General features: G+C 70.2%; 17 protein-coding genes. 10 read left to right on the forward strand and 7 right to left on the reverse strand.

The genetic code is table 11. From position 1 onward, the window contains the following. Window positions 1-184 precede the first annotated feature (184 nt). The 6 genes from K9U40_RS10580 (at window position 185) to K9U40_RS10605 (ending at window position 6,609) form a co-directional block, all read left to right on the forward strand. On the forward strand, window positions 185-802 hold the full coding sequence (locus K9U40_RS10580) for a J domain-containing protein (RefSeq protein ID WP_282890159.1): 618 nt from the start codon (window positions 185-187) through the stop codon (window positions 800-802). Window positions 803-906: 104 nt separating this feature from the next. Continuing rightward, window positions 907-1,890: a cobaltochelatase subunit CobS gene (gene cobS, locus K9U40_RS10585; RefSeq protein WP_282890160.1), complete on the forward strand. Its 984-nt coding sequence runs from the start codon at window positions 907-909 to the stop codon at window positions 1,888-1,890. A gap of 55 nt (window positions 1,891-1,945) precedes the next feature. Then, entirely contained in the window at window positions 1,946-3,832 is a 1,887-nt protein-coding gene (gene cobT / locus K9U40_RS10590; RefSeq protein ID WP_282890161.1) for a cobaltochelatase subunit CobT, read from the forward strand. Then, window positions 3,829-4,854, forward strand: coding sequence for an esterase-like activity of phytase family protein (locus tag K9U40_RS10595; protein WP_282890162.1), 1,026 nt, complete (start codon window positions 3,829-3,831; stop codon window positions 4,852-4,854). The genes cobT and K9U40_RS10595 overlap by 4 nt, the downstream gene beginning before the upstream one ends. A gap of 307 nt (window positions 4,855-5,161) precedes the next feature. Beyond that, complete coding sequence (locus K9U40_RS10600; RefSeq protein ID WP_414114898.1) at window positions 5,162-6,163, forward strand: SPFH domain-containing protein; 1,002 nt, start codon at window positions 5,162-5,164, stop codon at window positions 6,161-6,163. Between the two features lie 5 nt (window positions 6,164-6,168). Further along, window positions 6,169-6,609: an NfeD family protein gene (locus K9U40_RS10605; RefSeq protein WP_282890163.1), complete on the forward strand. Its 441-nt coding sequence runs from the start codon at window positions 6,169-6,171 to the stop codon at window positions 6,607-6,609. A 19-nt stretch (window positions 6,610-6,628) separates the two neighbouring features. Here K9U40_RS10605 and K9U40_RS10610 read toward each other — a convergent pair whose 3' ends face one another. The 5 genes from K9U40_RS10610 to K9U40_RS10630 all read right to left on the reverse strand — a co-directional run bounded on the left by K9U40_RS10610 (window position 6,629) and on the right by K9U40_RS10630 (window position 12,609). After that, complete coding sequence (locus tag K9U40_RS10610; protein ID WP_282890164.1) at window positions 6,629-9,205, reverse strand: TIGR02302 family protein; 2,577 nt, start codon at window positions 9,203-9,205, stop codon at window positions 6,629-6,631. A 166-nt stretch (window positions 9,206-9,371) separates the two neighbouring features. After that, window positions 9,372-10,133 carry an RluA family pseudouridine synthase gene (locus tag K9U40_RS10615; RefSeq protein ID WP_282890165.1) on the reverse strand — a complete coding sequence of 254 codons (762 nt, stop codon included), beginning with the start codon at window positions 10,131-10,133 and terminating at the stop codon, window positions 9,372-9,374. Beyond that, window positions 10,093-10,656, reverse strand: a complete 564-nt coding sequence (locus K9U40_RS10620) for an O-acetyl-ADP-ribose deacetylase (protein WP_282890166.1) — start codon at window positions 10,654-10,656, stop codon at window positions 10,093-10,095. Before K9U40_RS10620 ends, K9U40_RS10615 begins: the two co-directional genes overlap by 41 nt. Window positions 10,657-10,789: 133 nt before the next feature. Then, window positions 10,790-11,830 (reverse strand): patatin-like phospholipase family protein, encoded by a 1,041-nt coding sequence (locus tag K9U40_RS10625; RefSeq protein ID WP_282890167.1) that lies wholly within the window; start codon window positions 11,828-11,830, stop codon window positions 10,790-10,792. Next, on the reverse strand, window positions 11,827-12,609 hold the full coding sequence (locus K9U40_RS10630; protein ID WP_282642735.1) for a 3-hydroxybutyrate dehydrogenase: 783 nt from the start codon (window positions 12,607-12,609) through the stop codon (window positions 11,827-11,829). Before K9U40_RS10630 ends, K9U40_RS10625 begins: the two co-directional genes overlap by 4 nt. Before the next feature lie 207 nt (window positions 12,610-12,816). Between K9U40_RS10630 and K9U40_RS10635 the strand changes: the two genes are divergently transcribed. The 4 genes from K9U40_RS10635 (at window position 12,817) to K9U40_RS10650 (ending at window position 16,266) form a co-directional block, all read left to right on the forward strand. Then, a complete protein-coding gene (locus K9U40_RS10635; protein ID WP_282890168.1) occupies window positions 12,817-13,335 on the forward strand; it encodes a Fur family transcriptional regulator in 519 nt (172 codons plus the stop codon). Between the two features lie 123 nt (window positions 13,336-13,458). Next, window positions 13,459-14,790, forward strand: coding sequence for a flavodoxin-dependent (E)-4-hydroxy-3-methylbut-2-enyl-diphosphate synthase (gene ispG, locus K9U40_RS10640; RefSeq protein ID WP_282890174.1), 1,332 nt, complete (start codon window positions 13,459-13,461; stop codon window positions 14,788-14,790). Between the two features lie 113 nt (window positions 14,791-14,903). Next, window positions 14,904-15,713, forward strand: a complete 810-nt coding sequence (locus K9U40_RS10645; RefSeq protein WP_282890169.1) for a DUF2076 domain-containing protein — start codon at window positions 14,904-14,906, stop codon at window positions 15,711-15,713. A 187-nt stretch (window positions 15,714-15,900) separates the two neighbouring features. Then, on the forward strand, window positions 15,901-16,266 hold the full coding sequence (locus K9U40_RS10650; RefSeq protein ID WP_282890170.1) for a helix-turn-helix domain-containing protein: 366 nt from the start codon (window positions 15,901-15,903) through the stop codon (window positions 16,264-16,266). A gap of 60 nt (window positions 16,267-16,326) precedes the next feature. Here K9U40_RS10650 and K9U40_RS10655 read toward each other — a convergent pair whose 3' ends face one another. Both K9U40_RS10655 and K9U40_RS10660 read right to left on the reverse strand, forming a co-directional pair. Further along, window positions 16,327-16,770: a Crp/Fnr family transcriptional regulator gene (locus K9U40_RS10655; RefSeq protein ID WP_282890171.1), complete on the reverse strand. Its 444-nt coding sequence runs from the start codon at window positions 16,768-16,770 to the stop codon at window positions 16,327-16,329. Window positions 16,771-16,993: 223 nt separating this feature from the next. Continuing rightward, window positions 16,994-19,618, reverse strand: a 2,625-nt coding sequence (locus tag K9U40_RS10660; RefSeq protein WP_282890172.1) for an ABC transporter ATP-binding protein/permease, incomplete at its 5' end; no start/stop codon positions are given.

Genomic DNA, 19,618 nt, shown 5'->3' on the forward strand with positions numbered 1-19,618 from the left:
GCATTATATGTGCATTGTCGCAGCCCACCTAATCCCCGTGCCGGCGGTGGGACGGGCGGGGCGTCACGGCTCAGCCGCCGCCCGGGGTGACACCCCTGTTGCTGCCCGGCCCTGCCGTCAGATCCATTCCGTTTGAACCTCGTTTCTTGCCGCGCCGCGGGACGGCGCTCATAATCGCCACGCCATGAAACTGAATTCCCCCCTCTTCGACCGCATCCGGGTGAAGCCCGCGGAGGACCGGCAGCCCCGCCGGAGCCTTCAGGGCTGCCAGTGGCCGGGCTGCGCGGCGGAGGGAACCCACAAGGCGCCCAAGGGGCGGCACCAGGAAGGCCAGTACTGGCACTACTGCCTGGACCATGTGAAGGCCTACAACCAGTCCTACAATTATTTCGCGGGCATGACCGACGATGCGGTCTATGCTTACCAGAAGGATGCGCTGACCGGCCATCGTCCCACCTGGAAGATGGGTGCGAAGGGCGACGGCCAGCCCGGCTCCGGGCGCAACGGCGCCCCCGATCCGGACGGCATGCGCGATCCCTTCGGCTTCACCGCCGAGATGGGCGGCGCCTTCCGCGCCGACCGGCCGGAGCTGGACGGACGCATCGTGCGCACCACCGAGCGCCGGGCGCTGGAGGTGATGGGTCTGGAGATGTCCGCCGAGCCGGCCGAGATCAAGGCCCGCTACAAGGCTCTGGTGAAGCTGCACCACCCGGATGCCAATGGCGGCGACCGCTCGTCCGAGGACCGGCTGCGCAGCGTCATCCAGGCCTACAACAGCCTCAAGCAGGCAGGTTTCTGCTGACCGATCCGAAGGATGGCCGGCTTCACGCGGCTGCGGGCCCTCACGGCCCCCGCACCGGAACGAACACAGGGAAGAGGCGCGCGATGCGCGTCGACGGAGGAGTTATGAGCGTCACGGAGACCATTGCCCCGACCCCGGACATGAAGGTGTCGGTTCGCCAGACGTTCGGCATCGACATCGACATGGAGGTTCCGGCCTTCTCCGAGACCGATCCCCACGTTCCGGAGCTCGACCCGGACTATCTGTTCGACCGGCCGACCACCCTCGCCATCCTCGCCGGCTTCGCCCGCAACCGCCGGGTGATGGTTACAGGATACCATGGAACCGGCAAGTCCACCCATATCGAGCAGGTGGCGGCGCGGCTGAACTGGCCGTGCGTGCGCATCAACCTGGACAGCCACATCTCGCGCATCGACCTCATCGGCAAGGATGCGATCGTCGTGAAGGACGGGTTGCAGGTCACCGAGTTCCGTGACGGCATCCTGCCCTGGGCCTACCAGAACAACGTCGCCCTGGTGTTCGACGAGTATGACGCCGGCCGCCCGGACGTGATGTTCGTGATCCAGCGGGTGCTGGAATCCTCCGGCCGCCTCACCCTGCTGGACCAGAGCCGGGTGATCCGCCCCCATCCCGCCTTCCGGCTGTTCGCCACCGCCAACACCATCGGCCTCGGCGATACCACCGGCCTCTATCACGGCACCCAGCAGATCAACCAGGCGCAGATGGACCGCTGGTCCATCGTGACGACGCTGAACTATCTCGCCCACGACAAGGAAGTGGACATCGTGCTCGCCAAGGCGAAGCACTTCCAGAACGCCGAGGGGCGCGACACGGTGAACCGCATGGTGCGCCTCGCCGACCTGACCCGGCAGGCCTTCATGAATGGGGATCTCTCCACCGTCATGAGCCCGCGCACGGTGATCACCTGGGCGGAGAATGCGGACATCTTCCGCGACACCGCCTTCGCGCTCCGGGTCACCTTCCTCAACAAGTGCGACGAGCTGGAGCGGCCGCTGGTGGCCGAGTTCTTCCAGCGCTGCTTCGGCCAGGAGCTGACCGAGAGCACCGTCAACGTCGCCTTGTCCTGAGTCTTCCGGGCCGGGCGCGTCCCGGCCCCCGCCCGCATCGAGACGAGACCCAAGCATGGCCCCGACCAACCGCACCCCCGGAAAGGCGCCGAAGGAAGCCCCCGCCGAGCCCTTCAAACGGGCGGTGGCGGGCTGCTTCAAGGCCATTGCCGGCGTCTCCGAGTTCGAGGTGACCTTCGCCTCGGAGCGGCCGGCGCTGGCGCCCGACCGGGTGCGCCTGCCCGAGCCGCCCCGCCGCTTCACCCTGCAGGACGCCGCCATCGTGCGCGGCCATGCGGACAGCCTCGCTTTGCGCCGGGCGTGCCACGACCCCAAGGTCCATCGCAAGATGCTGCCCCAGGGCGAGACCGCCCGCGCGGTGTTTGAGGCGGTGGAGCAGGCCCGCGTCGAGGCCATCGGCGGCAACCGCATGCCGGGCGTGAAGCGCAACCTCGCGGCCATGCTTCAGGACCGCTATCACCGCGGCAGCTTCGCCGACATCACCGAGCGTTCGGAGGCGCCCATCGAGGACGCCATCGCCCTCCTGGTGCGCGAGCGCCTCACCGGCGAGCCACCGCCGCCCGACGCGCGCAAGATCGTGGACCTCTGGCGCACCTATATCGAGGACCGCGCCTCCGGCGACCTTGCCCGCCTCTCCGACAGCATCGAGAACCAGAAGCGCTTCGGCGAGATCGCCCGCGACCTCCTCGCCTCCCTCGACATGGGCGAGGAAAGCGGCCTCGACACCGAGCAGGAGCCCGAGGAGTCCGACAGCGAGGGCGGTTCGCAGGAGGAGGGCGGCGAGAGCGGCGACGCCAAGGAGGACGACAGCCAGCAGGGTGCCACCGAGGTCGAGGCCGAGATGTCCGAGGAGGACATGCCCGACAGCGCCGCCGAGAGCGACGCCGCCCCGCCCGCCGAGGTACCGGACGGCACCGAGCTCGGCGACAGCGAGGAGCCGGCCGAGCCGTGGCAGCCGCGCCCGCCCGTGACCCACGACAATCGCGGGCCGGAATATCATGCCTTCACCTCGAAGTTCGACGAGGAGGTCTTGGCCGAGGACCTGTGCGACCCGGAGGAGCTGACGCGGCTGCGGTCATACCTGGACAAGCAGCTCGCCCATCTGCAGGGCGTGGTGGCGCGGCTCGCCAACCGGCTGCAGCGCCGCCTGCTCGCCCAGCAGAACCGGGCCTGGGAGTTCGACCTCGAGGAAGGCGTGCTCGATCCCGCGCGGCTCACGCGCGTCATCATGGACCCCACCGCGGCGCTGTCCTTCAAGCGCGAGCGCGACACCGACTTCCGCGACACGGTGGTGACGCTGCTCATCGACAATTCCGGCTCCATGCGCGGCCGACCCATCACGGTGGCCGCCACCTGTGCCGACATCCTCGCCCGCACGCTGGAGCGCTGCGGGGTGAAGGTGGAGGTGCTGGGCTTCACCACCAAGGCGTGGAAGGGCGGCCAGTCCCGCGAGGGCTGGCTCGCCGCCGGCAAGCCGGCGGGTCCCGGCCGCCTCAACGACCTGCGCCACATCATCTACAAATCGGCCGACGCCCCCTGGCGGCGGGCGCGGCGCAATCTCGGCCTGATGATGCGCGAGGGGCTGCTGAAGGAGAATATCGACGGCGAGGCGCTGGACTGGGCCCACAAGCGCCTGCTGGCCCGGACCGAATCCCGGCGCATCCTGATGATGATCTCCGACGGCGCGCCGGTGGACGACAGCACCCTCTCCGTGAATGCCGGCAACTATCTGGAGCGGCATCTGCGGCACATCATCTCCGAGATCGAGACCCGCTCGCCGGTGGAACTGATCGCCATCGGCATCGGCCATGACGTGACGCGCTATTATCGCCGCGCCGTCACCATCGTGGATGCCGAGGAGCTGGGCGGGGTGATGACCGAGAAGCTGGCCGAGCTGTTCGAGGACGAGCCGAAAGGCGCCCCCCGGGGCCGTCTCCATTGAGGCGGCGCACCCGCTTCGCCTTCGGATTCGCGGCTGCTGGGCTGGCCCTTGCCGGCGTGGCCGCGGTCACGACCTCCGGGCTGCTGGCCAAGCCCCTGGCCCTGCCGCCGACGCCGGCCGCGATCACGGTCGCCGCCCGGCCCATCGCCAGCTTCCGGGCGGGCGAGGACACGAGCCGTTCCGGCGCCCTCGATTTTCGCGGCGGGCTGGTGCTCACCTCTGATTTTCCGGGCTTCGGCGGCATTTCCGGCTTCACGCTGGGGGACGGCAACAGCTTCCTCGCCATCACCGATGCCGGCCTGTTCCTGGCGGGCCACCTCGATACCGAGGGCGACCGTCCCACCGGCCTGTCCGATGTGAAGGCTGCGGCCCTGCTCGATACCCAGGGCCGGGTGCAGGCCACCCGTGGCCGCGCCGACGTGGAATCGCTCGCCGTCGCGCCCGACGCCGTCTATGTCGGCATGGAAGGGGTGAACGAGATCTGGCGCTACCCGCGCGATCCCCTGGGCCGCAGCGGCACGCCGGTACCCGCGCCGGCCATCCGGGACCTGCGCCGCAATGCCGGCCTGGAGAGCCTCGCCTATGTTGCCTCCGGCCCGCTGGCGGGCGCGCTTCTCGCCATCGGCGAGGAAGGGGCGACGCCGGCGGCGGACCTGCCCGGATTCATCATCGGCGGTCGATCGCCCGGCGCCTTCACCGTGGCGAAGAGCGGACCATTCGACGCCACCGACCTGGCGCCCGGCCCGGACGGCGAGCTATTCCTGCTGGAGCGCCACTATTCGCCCCTTACCGGGGTGAAGATGCAGATCCGCCGCTTCGACCTCGCGGACGTGAAGCCGGGGGCGCGGCTGGCGGGAGAGGTGCTCGGCACCTTCGACGCGGGCTACGAAATCGACAACATGGAAGGGCTCGCGGTGACCCGCAACGCCGCCGGCGAGACCCTGCTGACCATCGTCTCCGATGACAATTTCAGCATGCTCCAGCGCACGCTGCTGCTGCGCTTCGCCGTCGTGCGGGACTGAGGCGCGAACCGTCCCGAACCGGGACGGCGCCCCATGCCGGATGAACCCATCGGGAACGAAAGGCGCGCGAATCGCTGGCCGGGCCGCGGACCGCCTTTGGTCCTGCCGTCCCGTTCCGACACGGCCTTTGCCCCGGCCCGGCACGCAGCGTGAACGCAACGGGACCGAATCGGCTGCGGCCCGCAGGTCTCCTTCCGTTCCGCGTCGCCACCTCCCTTCGTCGCGCCGCCTCGCCGCATCCCTTGCCGCGCGGGAGGGCCCATGGCCATATGCAACCGGCCTCGAGGGCTTGAGGAAAGGGCGCTTCATGCTGGTGATCGGTCCGAACCTGTTCGTGCTTGTCCTGCTCGTGCTGGCGGTGGCAGTCGTCTTCTCCGGGGTGAAGACGGTGCCGCAGGGCTACCAGTTCACGGTGGAGCGCTTCCGCCGCTACACCAGGACCCTCCAGCCGGGGCTCAATCTCATCGTTCCGTTCATCGACCGCATCGGCAACAAGGTGAACGTGATGGAGCAGGTGCTCGACGTTCCCACCCAGGAGGTCATCACCAAGGACAACGCCACCGTCTCGGTGGACGGCGTCGCCTTCTTCCAGGTGTTCGACGCGGCGCGGGCGTCCTACGAGGTGGCCCGGCTCGATGCCGCCATCCTGGCCCTGACCATGACCAACATCCGCACCGTGATGGGCTCCATGGACCTCGACCAGCTGCTGTCCCACCGCGACGAGATCAACGAGCGCCTGCTGCGTGTCGTGGACGCGGCGGCCTCGCCCTGGGGGGTGAAGATCACCCGCATCGAGATCAAGGACATCGTGCCCCCCGCGGATCTCGTGAACGCCATGGCCCGGCAGATGAAGGCCGAGCGCGAGAAGCGGGCCGCGGTGCTGGAGGCCGAGGGGCTGCGGCAGTCCGAGATCCTCAAGGCCGAAGGCCAGAAGCAGGGCCAGATCCTCCAGGCCGAGGGCCGGCGCGAGGCTGCCTTCCGCGACGCCGAGGCGCGCGAGCGCCTCGCCGAGGCCGACGCCAAGGCCACGCAGATGCTGTCCGCCGCGGTGGAGACCGGCGATCCGGTGGCGCTCAACTACTACATTGCCGAGAAATACGTGAAGGCGTTCGAGGCCATGGGCACCGCGCCCAACCAGAAGGTGGTGCTGGTGCCCTACGAGGGCACGGCCCTGCTGTCCTCGCTCGCCGGCATCGGCGAGATTGCCCGCGCGGCCTTCGGTGGCGAGACGGCGGCGGGTCCGCGCCCGTCGCGTCCCGGCAGCCGGCGGCCCACCGGCCCGGCCACCGTGCCGCCCCTGGAAGGCTGAACGCCATGCTTTCCGATCTCGGCCCTTGGGCCTGGTTCGTCCTGGGCGGGGTGCTGCTGGTGGCGGAGATCGCCGCGCCGGGGACCTTCCTGCTCTGGCTCGGCCTCGCGGCCCTTGTCACCGGCACCCTTGCTTACGCCGTCGACCTCTCCTGGCAGACGGAGGTTCTGGCCTTCGCGGCGCTGGCGGTGATCGCGGTGCTGGTGGGCCGGCGCGTCAGCCCGGCGCCGGGCCGCGCGTCTGACCGGCCGTTCCTGAACCGGCGGCCGGAAGGCTTTGTGGGCCGGGTCTTCACCCTGGAGGCGCCCATCGTGGGCGGGGTGGGACGGGTGCGCATCGACGATACGGTGTGGCGCATCGAGGGTCCGGACCTTGCCGCCGGCCACGACGTGAAGGTGGTGGCCGCCGATGGCGCCACGCTGAAGGTGGAAGCGGTGGAGGGCTGAGGCCTCGGGTGCTCGGTCCTCAGTTCAGCCCGCGCAGCAGGCGATCGAGGTAATCGAGCTCCAGCTGCGGCCGCGTCGGCTCCTCGAGGCGGCGGCGCAGCTCCTCCAGCACGCGGCGGGCACGCTGGGCGTCCACCTCGTCGGGCACCTTCACCGAGAAGTCATCACCATAGTCCTGGCTGCGCAGCGGCCGCCCGAGGGGATCGGTGCGCTGGGCGGATTCCTCGCCGGGGCCGCCGGGACCCTGGCCGTCCTGGTTGCCGCGCTGGCCCTCGGCCATGGCCTGCGCCCCCTGCCGCAGCGACTGGAGCGCGCGGCCCTCGGCATCGAGGGCTGCCTGTCCCTCGCCACGGCCGAGCGCTTCCTCGGCCTCGCGCATGGCGTCTCCGGCGCGGCCCAGCGCATCGCCGGCCCGGTCCATGGCCTCGTTGCCCTCGCCATTCTGGCCCTGCTGGCCGGGACCACCCTGCTGCCCCTGCTGCATGCGGCGCATCTCGTCCAGCATGCGGCCGAGCCGGCGGCGCAGCTCCTGCTGGTTCTGCTGGAGATCGCCGAAGCCGTTCTCGCCCTGCTGTCCTTGTTGTCCTTGTTGTCCCTGTTGTCCGTTCGGTTGCCCCTGCCGGTTCTGGCGCCAGGTGCGGTCGCGCAGGCGCTGCTGTTCCTGGATCATCTTGCCGAGCTCGCTCTGCTGCTCGTTCTGGCGCCCGGCCTGCTGGCGGCCGCCGGGCTTCATGTTTTCCATCATGGCCTGCAGCTCGTCGAGCAGGGCCTTGGCGGCGTCGCGATTGCCGGAGCGCGCGAGGTTCTCGATGCGGTCCAGCATGCGCTGGAGGTCCTGCGGGCGCACGATGCGGGTGTTGGGGTCGAGCGGGCGCGCATCGGTGTTGCCGTCCCGCTGCGCCTGCTCGGCCAGCTGGCGCATCATCTTGTCCATGGCCGCGCGCAGCTCCTGGGTGAGGCGCTTGATCTCCTCCTCGCTCGCGCCGCGCTCCAGCGCCTCGCGCAGCGCTTCCTGGGCGGCACGCAATTCGCGCTCGGCCTCGGAGAGGGTGCCGTCCTCGATCAGGACCGCCACCTCCCACAGATAATCCACCAGCGCGCGCAGGTCGTCGTCATTGCGCGCGATCCTGGCGCGGGCCAGCGCGGTGGTGAGGCCGAGATACTCGCCCGCGGCGGGCGTGAACTGCTCGGGCGCCGTCGTGAGCGCGTTGAGCACCGCCACCAGCCGGCGCCGGCTGGCGGGATCGAATGCGAGGCGCCGCCGCTCGTCGATGAGGGCGCGGGCCAGCGGCTTGGAGAAGGTGCGCGCCGGCAGGCGCAGGGTGCGGGTCTCGCTCACCCCTTCATTGCCGGCCTCGTCGCGGGCCTTGAGGGTCACGCTCACGCGGGCGCCGGCCCAGGGGTGGGAGACCAGGTCCTTGGAGGTCTGCGCCGTGCCGCTCTTGCCGCCGGAGGGCAGCGACAGCTTGAAGCCTGGCGGGGGCACCAGCGGCTGCGCCAGCTTGGGCGGCATCGCGCCGGGTCGCGGGAACAAAGACGGCTCGGGCGGCAGCGGGGCGAACACGGCCTCGGCTTCCTTCACCCCGTAGTCATCCTCCATGCGGTAGGCGAGGACGAGGGCGTTGCGCGGCCCGGTCTGCGGCTCCTTGGCGAAGGCGATGGAGGGCTTCTGGTCCGGCAGCGCCTTGAAGTGCCACATGAGGCGGCGCTGGTCGGGACCCAGGAAGGTGACGTCCGCGTCCTCGCGGATGACATAGCGTCGCTCGCCATTGGCGGGCGGCGGGGCCTCGCCCTCCGGCTTCGTCTCGGCAATGCCGCCTTCCAGCTTGAGGGACGCGGTGTCGAGGCCCGCTCCACGCACCACCAGCACGCTGCCCGCAGGAACCTGCAGGGCAGCGGCGTTGAGCGCGGCGGGATCATCCGAGCGCAGGCCCGGCAGCACCACGGGCGGGCGTCCCGTATAGCCGGGCGGGTCCACCCAGGCGTCGAGGCGATAGGGCGCGGCGGGGGTGAGGGCCTTCCAGTCGAAGGCGGCGCCGATGCGCGCGAGGTGCGCGCCGGGCGCCATGAAGAAGGTGGCGACCAGCGCCAGCACCGCCAGCGACCGCACGGCCCGCGGATCGAGTCGGGCGAGGCCGGGCTCGGGCGGGCCGGCGCGCAGGGTGCGGGCGGCGGCGAGAGCGCGGGCGAGATGCGCGCGCCACAGGGCCGCGCCCACCGGATCGTCGGGCTTGGTGGCGAGGCTGTCGGAGATGGCGGTGGCGGGCCGGTGGGCGAAGGCGCTCATCCGGTCGAGCCGGCTGACCCCCTCCTCCTCACCCGGCCAGCGCAGGGCCAGGAGCGGGCGGGCGGCGAGCGCGAGCGCGATGGCGAACGCGACCACGCCGGCGATGCGTGCGGTGACCGGGACCTGGAGCCACAGGCCGGCAAAGGACACGGCGAGGAAAACGGCAGCGACAACGCCCACGCGGGCCAGAGCGGGCCAAGCGCGTTCCCAGAACAGGGCGAAGCGGGCACGGCCGACGGCGCGGGCCAGAAGGAAGCGCGCGTCGCCTTCCGGCGTGCGCGGGAGCTTTCCGTCGCGAGGTGCGCTCACACTCTCTCCCTTTCTCCCGCCCCGCCCGGGCGGCCGGACAAGCATATGCAGGGTCAGCTTAACACGAAGCAAGGAACGGGCCAGCGCATGCCCTTTTGCGTCGGCTTCACATCTCGTTCATGCGCTGCAACATGGCGCGAACCGCCACCGCGCGCGGCCACCGGTCTCACACTCCCGCATCCGCCGCGCGGCCGATCTCGTCCGGTGAAAGACCCAGGGCCGAAAGCGTCTCGCAGATATGCGGCGGCAAAGGGGCGCTGGCGGTGACCGGTTCCCCGTTCTTCTTCAGCGGCACCACGATGCGGCGGGAGTGCAGGTGCAGTTTCGGCCCGCCCGGCAGGCGCGAGGCGCCGCCATAAATCGCATCTCCAAAGATGGGGTGGCCGAGGGACGAGAGGTGCGCCCGCAATTGATGCGTGCGGCCGGTGACCGGGGAAAGCGCCATCACCGCGAAGCCGCCGGCGCGGTGGAGCACGCGATAGTCGGTGATCGCCTCCTGCGCGCCCGGGGTGCCCCTGGGCACCGCCTGCATCCACCAGCCGCGATGGGGCGAGCGCTTGGCCAGGGGCTGGTCGATGCGGCCGGCATCTTCCGCCGGTGCGCCCTCGGTCACGGCCACATAGGTCTTGTCCACGGCTCCGCTCGCAAACAGCTTTCCCAGCAGCGCCAGCGCCTTGGCGTGGCGGCCGAGGACGAGGCAGCCGGAGGTGTCCTTGTCGAGCCGGTGGGCCAGCTCCGGCGCGCGCGGCAGGCCGAAGCGCAGGGCATCGAGATGGTCGGCCAGCGTCTCCCCGCCCTTGGGGCCGGCATGGACCGGCAGGCCGTGGGGCTTGTCGATGATGAGCATCATGCCGTCGCGGTAGAGCACCGGCAGATCGGGGGCGGGCTCAGGCGGACGGGCCGATGCCGTGGGCGCGGAAGGCGTCATGGTGAAGGTCAGCGGACTCAAGGGAGAAGCAGCAGAACACCACGCGGGTGATGCTGCCGGGGTCCCCAAGATGCGCCAGCACGGCCCCGACCGCCAGAGGCGCCGCGCGATCGGCCGGAAAGCCGTAGATGCCGGTGGAGATGGCGGGGAAGGCGATGGAGGTGAGCCCCGCCGCGTCCGCGAGCCTCAGGCTCTCGCGGTAGCAGGAGGCGAGGAGCGCATCCTCGCCCGCTCCGCCGCCGCGCCAGACCGGCCCCACGGTGTGGATGACATGCGCCGCCGGCAGGCGGAAGCCCGGCGTCAGGCGCGCCTCGCCGGTGGGGCAGCCGCCGAGGGTGCGGCAATAAGCGAGAAGCTCGGGCCCCGCCGCCCGGTGGATCGCCCCATCCACCCCGCCGCCGCCGAGCAGGCTGGAATTGGCGGCGTTCACAATGGCGTCGAGGCCAAGGCGGGTGATGTCCCCCACCGTGATTTCGAGCCGGGCCCGGCGTGGAACGGCGCCCGATAACGAGGACTGGGCCATGGCAGGATCGCCTGGAGGCTGGCTGAAACCGGACCGGACAGGGAGTGATGGCCTCATCCTAATGCATTTTCCGGCTCCGCCGGCACGATCCTGAAGGCGGACCGGCGCCTCGGCACGCATGCGGGCCGGCCGGTCAGTCCGCCAGCTCCAGCTTGAGGTCCAGGGTGGAGCGGCGGCCGAGATCGTCGAAATGGGCCTCCAGGAAGGCCTCGGCCGCGACCCGGCCGAGGTCGCGCAGGTGCTGGAGGAAGGACCATTCCGCATTCATCTTCGAGGTGGCGTCGAGCGCCACCAGCTGGTCCGCCCCGCCGATGCGGTGCAGCCGCACCCGCCGGAAGCTCGATCCGCCCAGGGTCCAGCGGCTGAGCAGCCCCTGGTCGATGAGCTTGGCCGCATGGTCGATGGCGCGCAGCTGGGCCAGCAGCGAGGCGTTGAAGGTGATCTCGTTGATGCGGTTCTGGATTTCCGAGGCGGTGCGCGGCGTGGTCTCGCGCATCACCGGGTTGATCTGGACCAGGATGATGTCGTCCGCGTCGGCCTTCTCATAGAGCGGAAACAAAGGCGGGTTGCCCATGTAGCCGCCGTCCCAGTAAGGCACGCCGTCGATCTCCACCGCCTGGAACAGGAACGGCAGGCAGGCCGAGGCCATCACCGCGTCGGCGGTCATCTCCTCGTGGCCGAAGATGCGGGCGCGCCCGGTGTGCACGTTGGTGGCGGAGATGAAGATCTTCACCTGCGACTGGCGCAGGGCCTCGAAATCCACGTGCGCTTCCAGGATCTCGCGCAGCGGATTGATGTTCAGCGGGTTGAAGTCGTAGGGCGAGAAGAAGCGCGAGGCCACCTCGAAGGCGAGATAGGCCGGATTGCGCGCCAGCGACCAGTTGCCCATCACGCGGTCGAAGGCGGTGCGCTGGAGCGGCGACATGCGCCCGTCGCGGGAGACGTCGCGCCAGAACTGGGTCAAGGCGTGGCGGGCCTCCTCCGGGTCGCCCTTGGCGAGGCCGGAGGCCAGCACAACCGCGTTCATGGCGCCGGCGCTGGTGCCGGTGATGCCGGAGACGGCCAGCCGGTCGTCCTGCAACAGGCGGTCGAGCACGCCCCAGGTGAAGGCGCCATGGGCGCCTCCCCCCTGGAGCGCGAGGCTCACAGGCTTGACGCCGTCGCGGCGGCTCACGCCGCGGTCCAGCCGCCGTCGATCACCTGCAGCGAGCCGGTGATGGAGCGGGCATTGTCGGAGGCGAGGAACACGGCAAGCGCGGCGACCTCCTCCACCGTCACGAACTCCTTGGTGGGCTGGGCCGCGAGCAGTACGTCCTTTTTCACCTGCTCCTCGGTCATGCCGCGGGCCTTGGCGGTGTCGGGGATCTGCTTCTCCACGAGGGGCGTCCACACATAGCCGGGGCAGATGGCGTTGACGGTGATGCCGAACTCGGCGGTCTCCAGCGCCGCGGTCTTGGTCAGGCCGGCAATGCCGTGCTTGGCGGACACGTAGGCCGACTTGAAGGGCGAGGCCACCAGCGCATGGGCGGAGGCGGTGTTGATGATGCGGCCCCACTTGCGCGCCTTCATGCCGGGAATGGCCGCGCGCATGGCGAAGAAGGCCGCCGACAGGTTGATGGCGATGATGGTGTTCCAGGTGTCGATGGGGAACTCCTCGATGGGCGCCACGTGCTGGATGCCCGCATTGTTCACGAGGATGTCGCACGAGCCGAGCTCGGTCTCGCCCAGCTTCACCATGTCGGCGATCTCGTCCGGCTTCAGCATGTTGGCCGGCGAATAAAGGCACTTCACACCGAAATCGCTCTCGATGGCGGCGCGCTCCTTCTCGATGGCGGCGGCGTCACCCAGGCCGTTGAGCACGATGTTCGCGCCTTCCTTGGCGAAGGCACGGGCATAAGCGAGCCCGATGCCGCTGGTGGACCCTGTAACGACGGCGACCTTCCCCTTGAGCATGGCTGTTCCCCAAAAAAGGCCCGGCGTGGCCCGGCCTCAGGCCGGGGCTCACGATGTAGCGGAGCGGTGTGACGATGCTGTCACGCGCGCAGGCAAACCTGCGGCCGGCAGATTGCAACGCTCCTTCCTGCGGCGCAACGTGACCTTGGCGTGGCTTTCACACCTCTGCGGATGGCAGGACGCCAACCGATGTACTAAATAGAGGGCGTGACCCATTCAGCGCCCCATCATAGCGACCACGATCACGGCCAATGCGTGGCCGGAGCCTTGGCGCGCGTGGAGAAGTGCTGCGCGGAAAAAGGCCTGCGCATGACTCCCCTGCGGCGCAGTGTCATGAAGGCGCTGGCCGAGACCCATGTGCCGCTGGGCGCCTACGAGATCGTGGAGCGCCTCGCCGCCGCCGGCGAGCCGACGCCGCCCATGTCGGTCTATCGGGTGCTGGATTTCCTGGTGGCGGAGGGACTCGCCCACCGCATCGAGAGCCGCAACGCCTTCCTTGCCTGCGGCCATCCCCACGATACCGACGAGGTGGTGGTGTTCCTCATCTGCGAGCGCTGCGGCCTGACGAAGGAAGTGGCCTCCCACGCGGTCGGGCGTGACCTGGCCTGGGCGGCGCGTGCCGCCGGCTTCGAGCCGCGCCAGAGGGTGCTGGAAGTGGCCGGCACCTGCGCCCACTGCCGGGAAACGGTTGCGGCCGAAGTCGCCGGGACAGCCGGCGCCGGTTGACGCTCGGCGCCGGCGGGCCTACTCGATCCCCGGTCCGAGCCCGGTCCCGCAGCGTATCCGAGCGGGACGCACCCCATGACCGACGTGTTCCCGAGCGGACGACCTGCCGAGGATGGAATGCCCATGACCACCCCTGCGACCCAGTCCACCTCTGCGACCGAGCCCGTGGTGCCGGCCGAGCTGCTCGAGGCCGGCCCCGCCTTGCGCCGTCAGACGGTGGGCGTGCCGGTGGGGCGGGTCATGGTGGGCGGCGGCGCGCCGGTGGTGGTGCAGTCCATGACCAACACCGACACCGCCGACGTGGAGGGCACCGTGCGCCAGGTCGCGGCGCTGGCCCGCGCCGGCTCGGAGATCGTGCGCATCACCGTCGATCGCAACGAAGCCGCAGCCGCGGTGCCGCACATCAAGGAGAAGCTGCTGGCGCAGGGCATCGACGTGCCGCTGGTGGGCGACTTCCATTACATTGGCCACAAGCTGCTGGCCGATTATCCGGCTTGTGCGCAGGCGCTCGACAAATACCGCATCAATCCCGGCAATGTGGGCTTCGGCGACAAGAAGGACCGGCAGTTCGCCGCCATCGTCGAGACCGCCATCCGCCACGACAAGCCGGTGCGGATCGGCGCCAACTGGGGCTCCCTCGACGGCGAGCTGCTCACCCGCCTCATGGACGAGAATGCCTTGCTGCCCCAGCCGGTAGAGGCCCGCGCGGTGACCCGTGAGGCGCTGGTGCGCTCGGCGCTGCTCTCGGCGGCGCTGGCGGAGGAGATCGGCCTGCCGCGCAACCGCATCATCCTCTCGGCCAAGGTCTCGGCGGTGCAGGACCTGATCGCCGTCTATTCGGAACTGTCCCGCCGCGCGGATTATGCGCTGCATCTCGGCCTCACCGAGGCGGGCATGGGCTCCAAGGGCATCGTCGCCTCCACGGCGGCCATGGGCGTGGTGCTCCAGGCCGGCATCGGCGATACCATCCGCGTCTCGCTGACCCCCGAGCCCAACGGCGACCGCACCCGCGAGGTGCAGGTGGCGCAGGAAATCCTGCAGACCATGGGCCTTAGAACCTTCGTGCCGCTGGTGGCCGCCTGCCCCGGCTGCGGGCGCACCACCTCCACCGTGTTCCAGGAGCTGGCCCAGAGCGTGCAGGACATGATCCGCACCCGGATGCCGGTGTGGAAGGCGAAGTATCCCGGCGTCGAGACCCTGAACGTGGCGGTGATGGGCTGCATCGTGAACGGGCCGGGCGAGAGCAAGCATGCCGACATCGGCATCTCCCTGCCCGGCACCGGCGAGACCCCGTCCGCCCCCGTCTTCATCGACGGCAGAAAGGTGGCGACCCTGCGCGGGGCCAGCATCCAGGACGAGTTCCGCCAGATGGTGGAAACCTATGTGGAGCAGCGCTTCGGCGTCGGCGGCGGTACCGCCGGGGCGGGCGCCTCCCCCGCAGATGCTGCGGAATAGCCGGCAAGGCATTTCGTGACGTTACCTAACGTTACCAAAATTTCATGCGCGCCGCCCTTCCTGCGACACGGGTGGCTGCTCATATCCCCGTCGTCCAACCACCGGAGGCGGATATGACCCCCGAGGAACGTGCCCTGATCGACGGCCTGTTCGACCGCATGCGCGGTTTCGCGAACCAGCCGCGTGACGCGGAAGCCGAGGCGCTGATCGCGCGCCGCGTTGCCGAGGCACCCCATGCAACCTATGCCCTTGCGCAGAGCGTGATCGTTCAGGAGCACGCGTTGCAGCAGGCCTATGCCCGTGTACAGGAGCTGGAAGCCCAGCTTCAGGATGCCGAGGCCCGCGCCGCGGATGCCCAGTCGCGGTCGTCCGGAGGCGGCTTCCTTGGCGGCCTGTTCGGCGGCGGGGCCCGCAGCTCCGTCCCCCCTGCCGGCACGCGCGCGGCCGGCGCCCCCATGGGGGTGCCGCCCGGCTATGCCCAGCAAGGCTACGCCCAGCAGGGCGGCGGCTATCCCCCTCAGGGTTACCCCCAGCAGGGAGGCTATCCCCAGCAGGGTGGGCCGTGGGGTCAGCAGCCCCAGCAGCGCGGCGGTTTCGGCGGTGGCGGCGGCTTCCTGCAGGGCGCGCTGGCCACGGCGGCCGGCGTGGCCGGCGGCGCGCTGCTGTTTGACGGCATCAAGAGCATGATGTCCGGCGGCGAGGGGCCGGTGGCCCATGCGGCGGCGGCCGAGATCGGCAAGCCGGCGGATGCGGGCAGCGGAAATCTCGGCCAGGATGCCCAGGCGGCCCTCGGCGGCCAGGATCCCAATCAGGCTGCGGACCAGGATAATTTCTGGAACGCCGATCCCGGTGCCGATACCCAGGAAGCCAGCTACGACGATGGCGCCGACTGGGGCAGCGACGACGACGGCTCGTGGGCATGAGGGCTCCGCGCTGAGCGCGGAGAAGCGATGAGGCGAACGGCGGTGCATGGCACCGCCGTTTCTGTTTCGGGCGGTTGTCTACACCTGCCTGAACCCGATCCGGCCGGATGGCATTGCCAGCTGATCGGATCGCGCTCTAGCTTCACCGCCGGATGCCCCGGCGGGACCAGGGCGGCAGGGACACAAGATGACGCCGTTCGGACGCCGGGTGCGCGACCTGCGCGCCGAAAGGGATGTGACGCTGACCGAGATGGCCCGCGCCATCGGGGTCACGCCCACCTATCTTTCCGCGCTGGAAACCGGCAAGAGGGGCAAGCCCACCTGGGCGCTGGTGCAGCGGATCATCGCCTATTTCAACGTGATTTGGGATGAGGCGGAGGATCTCCAGCGCCTCGCCGAACTGTCCCAGCCCCGCGTGGTGGTGGATACGGCGGACCTGAGCCCCCAAGCCACCGAGCTCGCCAACCTGCTCGCCCGCGAGATCGGCCACCTGCCGCCAGAGGCGGTGGCTGAACTGCTCGGGCGCCTCAAGATCCTGCGCCGCCGCGGCTGACGCCGGGCGGCGTCATGTTCCTTTGCGTCCGGCCCCAGGCTTGGGCTTTCCCCGCCTGCCTCACCCGCGTGCCTTCACCAAAGCACGGGTGGTCTCCTGCAGGCGGAAGGCGAGGTCGCGCAGGACGGAACGGGCGAGGGAAGGGGTCTTGTCGAGAAGATTGAGGAACAGGTCGGTTTCCATGCGCAGCACGCTCATGGCTTCGCCGGCCCGCACGGTGGCGGTGCGCGGCTCGCCTGTCAGCACGCCCATCTCGCCCACCACCGTGTCGCGGCCGAGCCGCGCGACCTCGTGGCTGGCGCCGCCTGCCGCCACCTCGATCACGGCCGTGCCTTCGAGCACCACATAGGCCGCATCCGGTGCGTCGCCCTGGTTGAACAGGGCGTCGCCGGCCGCCACGTCCAGCCGGGCGGCGGAAAAGGCGAGCAGCCGGAGCTGGCTCGGCTCCAGGTCGCGGAACATGGGGATGCGGGCGAGCGTCCTCGCCTCTTCTTCGATGCTCATGTCTCTGCGATGCCCCGATGCCTTGCGGGCACTTCAGGCATCCCTCCTGCAACGGGGCCTTGCCCCCTATGGGGCGCCCTGGACGTGAACGCGCGTCGCAGCAGCGTGCACACGCCCAAAGCACATAGTCTAGAGAACGCATAATCCGACCGGACTGCGGGGCACTCCGATCGACACGCATTATAGCGTGATTTCCTAACGTGAACCTGCCCCCGTTCCGGTATCATATTCCGGCAGAAGCCAGCGCCGCGCCCGCCTCCACGCGCTCTACCTGCCCGTGCGCCAGCACGACCACCTGCGTGAACAGGTCCAGCGGTTCCCCCGCATCGAGCACGACGAGGGTGGTGCGTCCCGCCCGCCCCGCCAGCACCGATCCGATGAGCTGGTTCTGTTCGGCCGGCGACAGCGGCACCAGCGCATCGTCGATGACGAGGATGGTGGGGTCGGCGAGGAGGCAGCGGGCGAGGGTCAGCTTGCCGCGCTCGGCGGCCGACAGGGGCAGGCCGCCTTCCCCCACCGCGACGTCGAGGCTGAGGCGCTCCACCTGGCCGATCAAAGCGTCCAGGGCGAGGCATTCGCGGACGATCTCGTCCACCACTGCCGCCGCGCCGGCGCGATCGGCGGCGATGCGGCCGAACAGGAGGTTGTCGCGCACGGTCAGCGCCCGGCAATAGCTGTCGGGCTGGTAGCGGGCGAGGGGGACGCCGGCCACCTCCTTCAGGTGCGCGAGCTGGGCGCGCCCGGCAAGCGCCCGGTCCTGCCACTCCTCGTCGATGAGGCCGAAGCGGTGGCGCGGCTCGCAATAGCGGCCGGCGATGCGCATGAGCAGGCCCCGCTCGTCCGGGGTGGGCGCGTCGCCCATGTGCGTGGCGAGCGCCTGTGCCTCGCCCATCTCCTCGGCGCGCAGGAGGCCCTTGGTGTCGATGCCGGCCAGGTCCTCGGGCCCGCCGGCGAGCTCGGACAGGATGCGCAGGGCGGACCGGCCGAGTTCGGTGATCTCCCCGGCCAGCCCGGCTTTCTCCAGCTGCGGCAGCAGCGCCGGCTCGGCGAGCACGGAGGCGGCGCCGCGGGTGTCGTTCAGCGGGGTCGCGAACAGGATGTTCTCGGCCAGCGTCATCCAGCGGTTGAAGGCGGCGAAGCGGAACGGCTCGATGAGCACGCGGGAGGTCTCGGACTGCCGCTGGGCGATGGCATCCGTCACCGCCGCGCGCAGGGAGACGATGCGCTCCGCCAGCGCCGGCGCCTTGTCCGGGTCGAGCCGGCGTTCGAGGCCGAGCCGCACCACGAGATCGCCCAGCCCGGCCCCCGCCAGGGCCGCGAGCGCCTTCTGGTCCAGGGTGGCCTCGTCCGCAAGGCCGAGGGCGGCGAGGTCCACCGCCTCGCGCGAGGCGCGCCCCGCCCGGCGCTCCAGCGCGAACAAGAGATTGTCCCTGAGCGTCCCGGTGATGACGATGGGATCGCCGCCGGCATAGGCCACGTGCCGGCCGATCAGGGCTTCGGGGGCGGCGGCGAGGTCGTGCCCGCCCATGCGCACCGTGCCGCTGTAGAGCGAGATCGCGCGCCCGCATACGCGGGCGACCGAATGCTTGCCGCCGGCATCCGGCCCCTTGAGCGCGACGGCCGTACCGGCGGGCACCTCGAAGCTCACCCCGTCGAGGAGGAGGCTGCCGGCCGGGTCCACCACGTCGAGATCGGCCACCTTGATGGAGCCGTCGAAGGCCGGCTCGGGTCCGGCGGGCGGCTCCTGCGAGCCCTTGGGCCAGACCTCGCGGGTTTCGAGATAATAGCGGGCGAAGTCGTAGCGCACCTGCGCGATCATGCGCTTCTCGTCCCACTCGATGAGCTCCTTGAGCGGCTCGGGGATCTGGCCGTAGGCCGCCACCACCGCCACCAGCTGGCCGATATTGATGGCGCCCGACAGGGCCAGCCAGCCGCCGACGAAATAGAACACCAGCGTCGGCACGTCCGACATGAGCAGGTTGAGGATGCGGTCGGTGGCGTTCTGGCGCTTCAGGTCGAGGCTGGCCTCTGAGACGATGCCGAGGCGGTCGTCCACCGCGCCGCGCTCGAACGGGCTGGTGGCGAAGCCGTGGACCAGGGGCAGGCGGTCGATGCCCGCCATCACGCGCTTGCCCAGCGCCACCGCCTCGCGCTGGTAGACCTGCAGCTTGCGCGCATTGTCCTTCCGCTGGATACCGAGCAGCAGGTAGTTGAGCGCCAGGATGCCGATGGCGAAGCCGCCCAGCACCGCGTTCTGGGTGAAGATGAGCAGCGTCGCCGAGCCGATCAGCCCCACCGACTTGAGCGGCTGGGCGAAGGCCATGCCGGCGAAGGGCGAGATGGGCCCCACCTCGAACCGCATCATGTTGCCCACTTCCATCGCCTTGCTCTTCATGGGCGCTTCGGGGCGCAGGCGCTGGATCACGTCGAACAATTGGCGGCGCAGGCCGACGATGATGCGCTCGCCGAGCCGCGCCTTCGCCATCTCGATGAGGCGGGTGATGTGCTGCTGGATCAGCTGCAGGGCGAACAGCACCGCCGCGAGGCCTGCCAGCAGCTCGAAAGCGCCGACTTCGATGCCGGGAAAGCGGAACAGCACGAAGCCGCCCAGCGCGTCGGGCAGGCCGATGTCGAGTTCGAGCAGGCGCGGGACCGTGCCGCCGATGGCGTCGGTGACGCCGTTGACGATGAGCCGCGGCAGCTCCAGCGAGGCATAGTTGAAGGGCAGGAGCAGGAGGACGAGGGCGAACAGCTTGATATGGCTTGCCGGCGCCACGCGCCAGAGGTAGCGCAGCACATCTCGCGGCAGTGCGCCGTCGGATGCCGTGCCCTGTGGGGCCGGGGGGTG

The sequence above is a fragment of the Xanthobacter autotrophicus genome, from assembly GCF_030015065.1.
GTDB classification, from domain to species: domain Bacteria; phylum Pseudomonadota; class Alphaproteobacteria; order Rhizobiales; family Xanthobacteraceae; genus Xanthobacter; species Xanthobacter autotrophicus_D.